The sequence below is a fragment of the Streptomyces huiliensis genome (assembly GCF_020037025.1).
In the GTDB taxonomy this organism is placed as follows: domain Bacteria; phylum Actinomycetota; class Actinomycetes; order Streptomycetales; family Streptomycetaceae; genus Streptomyces; species Streptomyces huiliensis.
In genome coordinates, this window is the sequence record NZ_JAIQLH010000403.1 from 1 (window position 1) to 6,878 (window position 6,878).

7 protein-coding genes and 1 pseudogene are annotated in these 6,878 nt (G+C 74.4%); 3 read left to right on the plus strand and 5 right to left on the minus strand.

Annotated features, from left to right (window positions below; all coding sequences use genetic code 11):
* The coding region (locus JNW98_RS34175) for a DEAD/DEAH box helicase (protein ID WP_308015699.1) at positions 1–2,019 on the minus strand (2,019 nt) is incomplete at its 3' end.
* Positions 2,020–2,569: 550 nt separating this feature from the next.
* Here JNW98_RS34175 and JNW98_RS34180 point away from each other — a divergent pair.
* Positions 2,570–3,316 carry a ferritin-like fold-containing protein gene (locus JNW98_RS34180; protein ID WP_223772177.1) on the plus strand — a complete coding sequence of 249 codons (747 nt, stop codon included), beginning with the start codon at positions 2,570–2,572 and terminating at the stop codon, positions 3,314–3,316.
* A gap of 81 nt (positions 3,317–3,397) precedes the next feature.
* Here the strand turns inward: JNW98_RS34180 and JNW98_RS34185 are convergent, their stop codons facing one another.
* From JNW98_RS34185 to JNW98_RS34200, 4 genes are all read right to left on the minus strand, one after another.
* Entirely contained in the window at positions 3,398–3,676 is a 279-nt protein-coding gene (locus JNW98_RS34185; RefSeq protein WP_223772178.1) for a hypothetical protein, read from the minus strand.
* Between the two features lie 209 nt (positions 3,677–3,885).
* Entirely contained in the window at positions 3,886–4,113 is a 228-nt protein-coding gene (locus JNW98_RS34190; protein WP_223772179.1) for a DUF3107 domain-containing protein, read from the minus strand.
* Positions 4,114–4,275: 162 nt separating this feature from the next.
* Entirely contained in the window at positions 4,276–4,905 is a 630-nt protein-coding gene (locus JNW98_RS34195; RefSeq protein WP_040887389.1) for a TetR/AcrR family transcriptional regulator, read from the minus strand.
* Between the two features lie 205 nt (positions 4,906–5,110).
* Positions 5,111–5,350: an Rv3202a family protein gene (locus tag JNW98_RS34200; RefSeq protein WP_223772180.1), complete on the minus strand. Its 240-nt coding sequence runs from the start codon at positions 5,348–5,350 to the stop codon at positions 5,111–5,113.
* Positions 5,351–5,606: 256 nt separating this feature from the next.
* Here JNW98_RS34200 and JNW98_RS34205 point away from each other — a divergent pair, with 256 nt between their 5' ends.
* Both JNW98_RS34205 and JNW98_RS34210 read left to right on the plus strand, forming a co-directional pair.
* Positions 5,607–6,611, plus strand: a complete 1,005-nt coding sequence (locus tag JNW98_RS34205) for an alpha/beta fold hydrolase (RefSeq protein ID WP_223772181.1) — start codon at positions 5,607–5,609, stop codon at positions 6,609–6,611.
* A pseudogene (locus tag JNW98_RS34210) lies at positions 6,604–6,878 on the plus strand (DUF3152 domain-containing protein); the annotation flags it as partial. The gene JNW98_RS34205 and the pseudogene JNW98_RS34210, both read left to right, overlap by 8 nt.

Here is a 6,878-nt window from a genome sequence, read left to right on the forward strand (position 1 = left end):
GGCGGCCTCGACGACCGGCTCGGGTGCCGGAGCGGCGGCCACGGGCTCGGCCGTCTTCACCGCACGCTTGCGCGTCCGCTTCGCCGGCTCGGCGGCCGGCGCCTCGGCCGGAGCGGTCGCGACGGCGGAGTCCTTGGCCTTGACCTCGGCGGCGGCCCGGGCGGCGGCAGCCGCCTGGACCCGCAGGAGCGCGGTCTCGACCGTCTCGAAGTCGCCTTCCGGCACGGCCGTGGCCGGCGCCGCGTAGCGCGGACGCGCGGTACGGCCGGAGGCGGCCTGGGACGGCAGCGAGGTGCTCTCCCGGCGCGGCGCGGCGGCCCGGGCCCGGCGGCGCGGACGGGCCGGCGCCTCCGGCTCGTCGGCCGGGGCCGGAGCCGGGGCGGTGGCCACGGACGCCTTCGGAGCCGTCTCGGCGGGCGCGGCCTTGACCGCGGGAGCCACGGGAGCCACAGGGGCCTCAGCAGCAGCCGGAGCGGACGCGACCGGAGCGGAAGCGCCCTGCGGCGTCACCGCCGCCGGAGCCGTGCCCGGCCCGCCGCTCCGCGTCCGGCGGCGCCGCCGCGGACGCGCCGGCGTCTCGGGAGCCGTCGTGACCGGCTGCGCCGCGGTGGCGCTCTCCGTCACGGTCGCCTCAGGGGCCTCCGTCACCTCGGCGGTCACGGTGGCCTGCGCGGCGGCGTCCAGCGACGCGCCGGAGCGCGTCCGGCGGCGCTGCCGCGGTGTACGGGTGCGCTCCGGGCGCTCGACGGCGGCCTCGCGGTCGCCACGGCCGTCCCGGTCGCCACGGCCGTCCTTGGGACCGCGGCCGCGGCCCGCGCCGCGCCCGCCGGTCTCGCCGAGGTCCTCGATCTCCTCGGCGGCGAGCCCGGCCAGGGTCCGCTGCGAGCGGGGCAGGATGCCCTTGATGCCGGCGGGGATGCCCAGCGCCTCGTAGAGGTGCGCCGACGTGGAGTAGGTCTCCTCCGGGTCGTCGAAGGGCAGCTCCAGCGCCTTGTTGATGAGCTTCCAGCGCGGGATGTCGTCCCAGTCGACCAGGGTGACGGCCGTACCCGACTTGCCCGCCCGGCCGGTGCGGCCGATGCGGTGCAGGTAGGTCTTCTCGTCCTCGGGCGTCTGGTAGTTCACGACGTGCGTGACGTTGTCGACGTCGATGCCGCGCGCGGCGACGTCGGTGCAGACCAGCACGTCGACCTTGCCGTTGCGGAACGCGCGCAGCGCCTGCTCGCGGGCGCCCTGGCCGAGGTCGCCGTGGACCGCGCCGGCGGCGAAGCCGCGGCGGGTGAGCTGCTCGGAGATGTCGGCGGCGGTCCGCTTGGTCCGGCAGAAGATCATCGCGCGGTCGCGGCCCTGAGCCTGGAGGATGCGGGCGACCATCTCCGGCTTGTCCATGGAGTGGGCACGGAAGACGTGCTGCGCGATGTTGGCGACCGTCTGGCCCTCGCCGTCCGGCGAGGTGGCGCGGATGTGCGTGGGCTGCGACATGTAGCGGCGGGCCAGCGAGATGACCGCGCCCGGCATGGTCGCCGAGAAGAGCATGGTCTGCCGCTTGGCCGGCAGCAGGGTGATGATGCGCTCGACGTCGGGCAGGAAGCCCAGGTCGAGCATCTCGTCGGCCTCGTCCAGCACCAGTGCCTTGACGTGGCTCAGGTCCAGCTTCTTCTGGCCGGCCAGGTCGAGCAGCCGTCCGGGGGTGCCGATGACGACGTCGCAGCCGGCCTTGAGCGCCTCGACCTGCGGCTCGTACGCCCGGCCGCCGTAGATGGCCTGGACGCGCACGTTGCGCACCTTGCCGGCGGTGAGCAGGTCGTTGGTGACCTGCTGGCAGAGCTCGCGGGTGGGGACGACGACGAGGGCCTGCGGCGCGTCGGTCAGCTGCTCGGGCTTGGCCCGGCCCGCCTCGACGTCGGCGGGGACGACGACGCGCTCCAGCAGGGGGAGGCCGAAACCGAGGGTCTTGCCGGTGCCGGTCTTGGCCTGGCCGATGACGTCGGAGCCCGAGAGGGCCACCGGGAGTGTCATCTCCTGGATCGGGAAGGGGTGCAGGATGCCGACGGCTTCGAGCGCCTCGGCCGTCTCGGGGAGGATCCCGAGTTCTCGGAACGTGGTCTTCTGGGTGTCCGGGGTATTCAGGGTGCTGCCTCTTCTGTGAGACGCGGCACGCGGCGGCGAAGGGGGTCGTACGAGGAGTCCGTACGTACCGCGCCGTCGTACTCGTTCCGGCGGAAGCCGGATGGCGCGGGACCACTGCCTTCGCGCGAGCACACGTGCTGCGAGCGGATCCCTCCTGGTGTGCGGACGACTCGTTCGCACCGCGTGGAGGGCGGTCGGTCGGGTGGAAGCCGATCGGGCCACCGACCGGGCATCCGCTGGCGCTCCGAGGACTCACTCCCGGAGGAACCTGCATGGAGACGGCCAGTCGAACACGCGCCTTGCTCGGCGTACTCGGCGGGCCGTATAGCACTCTACCCCGGAACCGCGCATCCGCGCCCGGGCCATTCGTCCCTGGGCTGGTGGACACCTGGCTGACCAGGGGCTTCCCTCCCCGGCTGAGCGGGCTAAGGTTCCGTTCATGGAGACGTCCGACAAGGCAGCGGAGGCCACCGGCCCCGCCGAGGAACCCACCGGAATCGCCGCCCAGGACTGGGCGGCGGCGTCCGCCGACCCCCGCTACCGCGCCGCGGTCGTGGACCTGCTCGGCGCGCTCGCCTACGGCGAGCTGGCCGCCTTCGAGCGGCTGGCGGAGGACGCCAAGCTGGCGCCGACGCTGGGGGACAAGGCGGAGCTGGCCAAGATGGCCGCCGCCGAGTTCCACCACTTCCAGCGGCTGCGCGACCGGCTCGCGGCGATCGACGTCGAGCCGACCGCGGCGATGGAGCCCTTCGCCGCCGCGCTGGACGAGTTCCACGGCCAGACGGCCCCCTCGGACTGGCTGGAGGGCCTGGTCAAGGCGTATGTGGGCGACTCGATCGCCAGTGACTTCTACCGGGAGGTCGCGGCCCGGCTGGACTCCGACACCCGGGCGCTGGTGCTGACCGTGCTCGACGACACCGGGCACGCCACGTTCGCGGTCGAGAAGGTGCGGGCCGCGATCGAGGCCGAACCGCGGGTCGGCGGCCGGCTCGCCCTGTGGGCGCGGCGGCTGATGGGCGAGGCGCTGTCGCAGGCCCAGCGGGTCGTCGCGGACCGCGACGCCCTGTCCACGATGCTGGTCGGCGGGGTGGCCGACGGCTTCGACCTCGCGGAGGTCGGCAAGATGTTCTCCCGCATCACCGAGGCGCACACCAAGCGGATGGCCGCGCTGGGGCTGGCCGCGTAGGCGAGGCGGCGGGCACGGTCGGAGGGGTCGGCACACGGCGCACCGTCCCGTGACACCGGGGGCTCCGTCCGGCGGCCCGGCTCAGGCCGTGGCCGACCGGCGGGGCGGCCCGGCGGGACGCAGCAGCAGGGACAGCAGCGCGACCGCCAACACGAGCGAGGCCACGAGGATCGCGGGGGCGTGGCCGGGACCCAGCACCGAGCGGGCCAGCAGCCCGCCGAACAGGCCGGCCACCGGGCCGGTGCCCAGCGCCAGGGTGCGGGAGCGGAACCGCCCGAAGCGGGCGGGCAGCCAGCGCAGGGCTCCGAGGGAGACGGCGAGGCCGATCAGGACCGAGCCGAGCGCTTCCCAGAGGATCATCGTCGTTATCCCTCCCGTGCCACGAGGAGCGGCAGGTGCAAATCGGTCGTAGCGGTCCTACCCCTTGGCCGCCCGCGGCAACCCTCGGCCGGGGCCTCCCCACGGCGCCGGATACGGCGGTCAGCACCCGATACGACGACCGGCGCCGGATACGACGACGGACGGGACCCCGGTGCCGTGCACCGGGGTCCCGTCCGTCGTCTGATGACTCAGATGGTGGTGAAGCCGACCCGCCGGGTGGCGGGCTGGCCGATCTCCACGTAGGCCAGCCGGTCGGACGGGATCAGGACCTTGCGGCCGTGCTCGTCCGTCAGGCTGAGCAGCTGTGCCTTTCCGGCCAGCGCGTCGGCCACCGCGCGCTCGACCTCCTCGGCGGACTGACCGCTCTCCAGAACGATCTCGCGGGGCGTGTGCTGCACGCCGATCTTGACCTCCACGGCTACTGTCCCTCCGAAGGTGTGCGTCCCCCACGGCGTAGCCCCAGGGGAGGGGTGCGCGGACGCGCCGCGCCGTACGGTCCACACATTAGCCCGGCACGGGGGTGCGCCGGGCCCGCGTCCGCACGCTGGCAGCGAACACGCGCCCGGCGGACGTGGAGGTCAGTGCTCGTTCTTCGGGAATCCGGCGATGCCGCGCCACGCCAGCGAGGTCAGCAGCTGGACGGCGGTGCCGCGCGGGACCGTGCTGCCGCTGGACAGCCAGTAACGGGCCACCACCTGGGAGACGCCGCCGAGGCCGACGGCCAGCAGCATGGCCTCCTCCTTGGCGAGGCCGGTGTCCTCGGCGATGACCTCGCTGATGGCCTCGGCGCAGGCCAGCGAGACCCGGTCGACGCGCTCGCGCACCGCGGGCTCGTTGGTGAGGTCGGACTCGAAGACCAGCCGGAAGGCGCCGCCCTCGTCCTCGACGTAGGCGAAGTAGGCGTCCATGGTGGCCGCCACCCGCTGCTTGTTGTCGGACGTGGACGCCAGCGCCGTGCGCACCGCCTGGAGGAGGTTGTCGCAGTGCTGGTCCAGCAGGGCCAGGTAGAGGTCCAGCTTGCCGGGGAAGTGCTGGTAGAGCACCGGCTTGCTGACGCCCGCGCGCTCGGCGATGTCGTCCATGGCCGCGGCGTGGTAGCCCTGGGCCACGAAGACCTCCTGGGCGGCGCCCAGGAGCTGGTTGCGTCGGGCTCGGCGCGGCAGGCGCGTGCCTCGCGGGCGCGCCTCGGTCTGCTCGATGGCTGTCACGCCGCCTCCCATGGTTGTTCCTGCACGGTGTGCACCGCGCCCGCCATCGTACTTTTGGGTAACCGCGCCGTGCGTGGCCGGAGGGGAGAATTTCACCTGGCGGACGCTGTGGGAAGCCCACAAATATCCGACAATTCCCTCACTTCGTTCCCCGTCCGGCCCCGGGCGCCCACCGGAAGGGCGGACTCCGGGTTCACCGGCGGGTCTAGCGGTAGTCGTCCTCGTCCAGCTCCACGACCCGGGCCTGCTCCGCGCGGTCCGCCTCGTTCGCCGCGTCCGGGTCGATCGCGGTCAGCGGGTCGTCGTGCGTCGGCGCGAGGTCGGTGTGCTGCTCGGCGGCGTCCGCCTCCGGGGCCTCGACGCCGATCTCGGTCGCCACGGTCGCGCCGTCCTCGGCGTCGTCGAAGTCCTCGAAGGTGTCCGGGTTCGTCGGGTCGACAGGCATGCGGAAGGTCTCCTTCGTCCTCGTCCTCCGGGCGGTCCGCCCGGCCCGGCCTTCGCCGGCGTACCGGAACTCCTTCCCGTGGGAGCCGTCGGAAGTCCTCGGCGGGCCGTGTGCCCCGGCAGCGCCGCGCGGGCGCCCGGGTGTCCGTCCGCCGGTCCCTCCCTCCGAGCCTAGGAGACACGGCTGTCCGCCGCCAGGCGATCTGTGACGGCTGCCACAGACGATTCCGGCGTGATGCTCTCGTAACATTGCCCGCATGTCGGAGACCGAGTCGCCGGTGGCACTGGGTGCCCCCGCCGTTCCCGTGGTGCCGCCCACGCCCGTCGCGCAGCCGGGCGCGGGGGAGCGGCTGCGCACGGTGACCCTGCCCGGAGCGACGCTGACGGTGCGCTCCCGGCCACCAGCCGCGTCGGACGGGCCGGCTCCGCCACCCGCCCTCTTCGTACACGGCCTCGGCGGCTCCTCCCGCAACTGGTCCCCGCTGATGGCGCTGCTCGCGGACGACGTCGACGGGGAGGCGCTGGACCTGCCCGGCTTCGGGGACTCGCCGCCGCCGGACGACGGCGACCACTCCGTCACGGCCTGCGCCCGGGTGGTCATCCGTTACCTCGACGAGAGCGCCCGCGGTCCCGTACACCTGTTCGGCAACTCGCTGGGTGGCGCGATCGTCACCCGCGTCGCGGCGGTCCGCCCCGACCTCGTCCGCACCCTCACCCTCGTCTCGCCCGCCCTGCCGGAGCTGCGGCCGCAGCGCACCGCGCTGCCCACCGGGCTGCTGGCCGTGCCGGGCGCCGTCTCCCTCTTCGCCCGGCTGACGAAGGACTGGACGGCCGAGGACCGCACGCGCGGGCTGCTCGCCCTCTGCTACGGGGACCCCGGGCTGGTGTCCCCGGAGGGGTTCGCGATGGCGGTCGAGGAGTTCGAGCGCCGACTGGAGCTCCCCTACTTCTGGGACGTGATGGCGCGGTCGACCCGCGGCGTCGTCGACGCGTACACCCTCGGCGGACAGCATTCGCTGTGGCGTCAGGCCGAGCGCGTCCTTGCCCCTACCCTGCTGGTGTACGGAACGAGCGACCGGCTCGTCTCGTACCGCATGGCCCGCCGGGCGAGCGGGGCGTTCCGCGACTCGCGGCTGCTGACGCTGCTGGGCACCGGCCATGTGGCGATGATGGAGGATCCGGACGCGGTGGCCCGTGCCTTCCGCGAACTCCTCGCGGACACCGTCACGACGTCGGAACGGAGCGCCACGCCCCGTGGGTAAACACAGCGCACGCACTCCCCAGGCCCCCCAGGCATCCCGGGGGCGTACGGAGGAGGCGCCGGAGATCCCCGGTGCCCGGGAGGCCGTCCGGACCGCCGAGCGGTCCGTCCGCACGGAGGACGACGGGCCGTCCGGCCGGCCGGAGCCTGTCGTCCGGTCCGCCCCGCGGGGCCCGTCCATCGGCTGGGGCGTCATCGGACGGCAGGCCGCCCGGCCGGGGCCGTCCGGCAGGGGCCGGGCGTCCGGCGCACGGCCGCCGGCGGCCGC

Bases quoted from the DNA above. Each gene is read 5' to 3' on its own strand.
- JNW98_RS34185 (WP_223772178.1), bottom strand. From the start codon at position 3,676: ATGATCCTCTGGGAAGCGCTCGGCTCGGTCCTGATCGGCCTCGCCGTC.
- JNW98_RS34200 (WP_223772180.1), bottom strand. From the start codon at position 5,350: ATGCCTGTCGACCCGACGAACCCGGACACCTTCGAGGACTTCGACGAC.
- JNW98_RS34205 (WP_223772181.1), top strand. From the start codon at position 5,607: ATGTCGGAGACCGAGTCGCCGGTGGCACTGGGTGCCCCCGCCGTTCCC.
- JNW98_RS34180 (WP_223772177.1), top strand. From the start codon at position 2,570: ATGGAGACGTCCGACAAGGCAGCGGAGGCCACCGGCCCCGCCGAGGAA.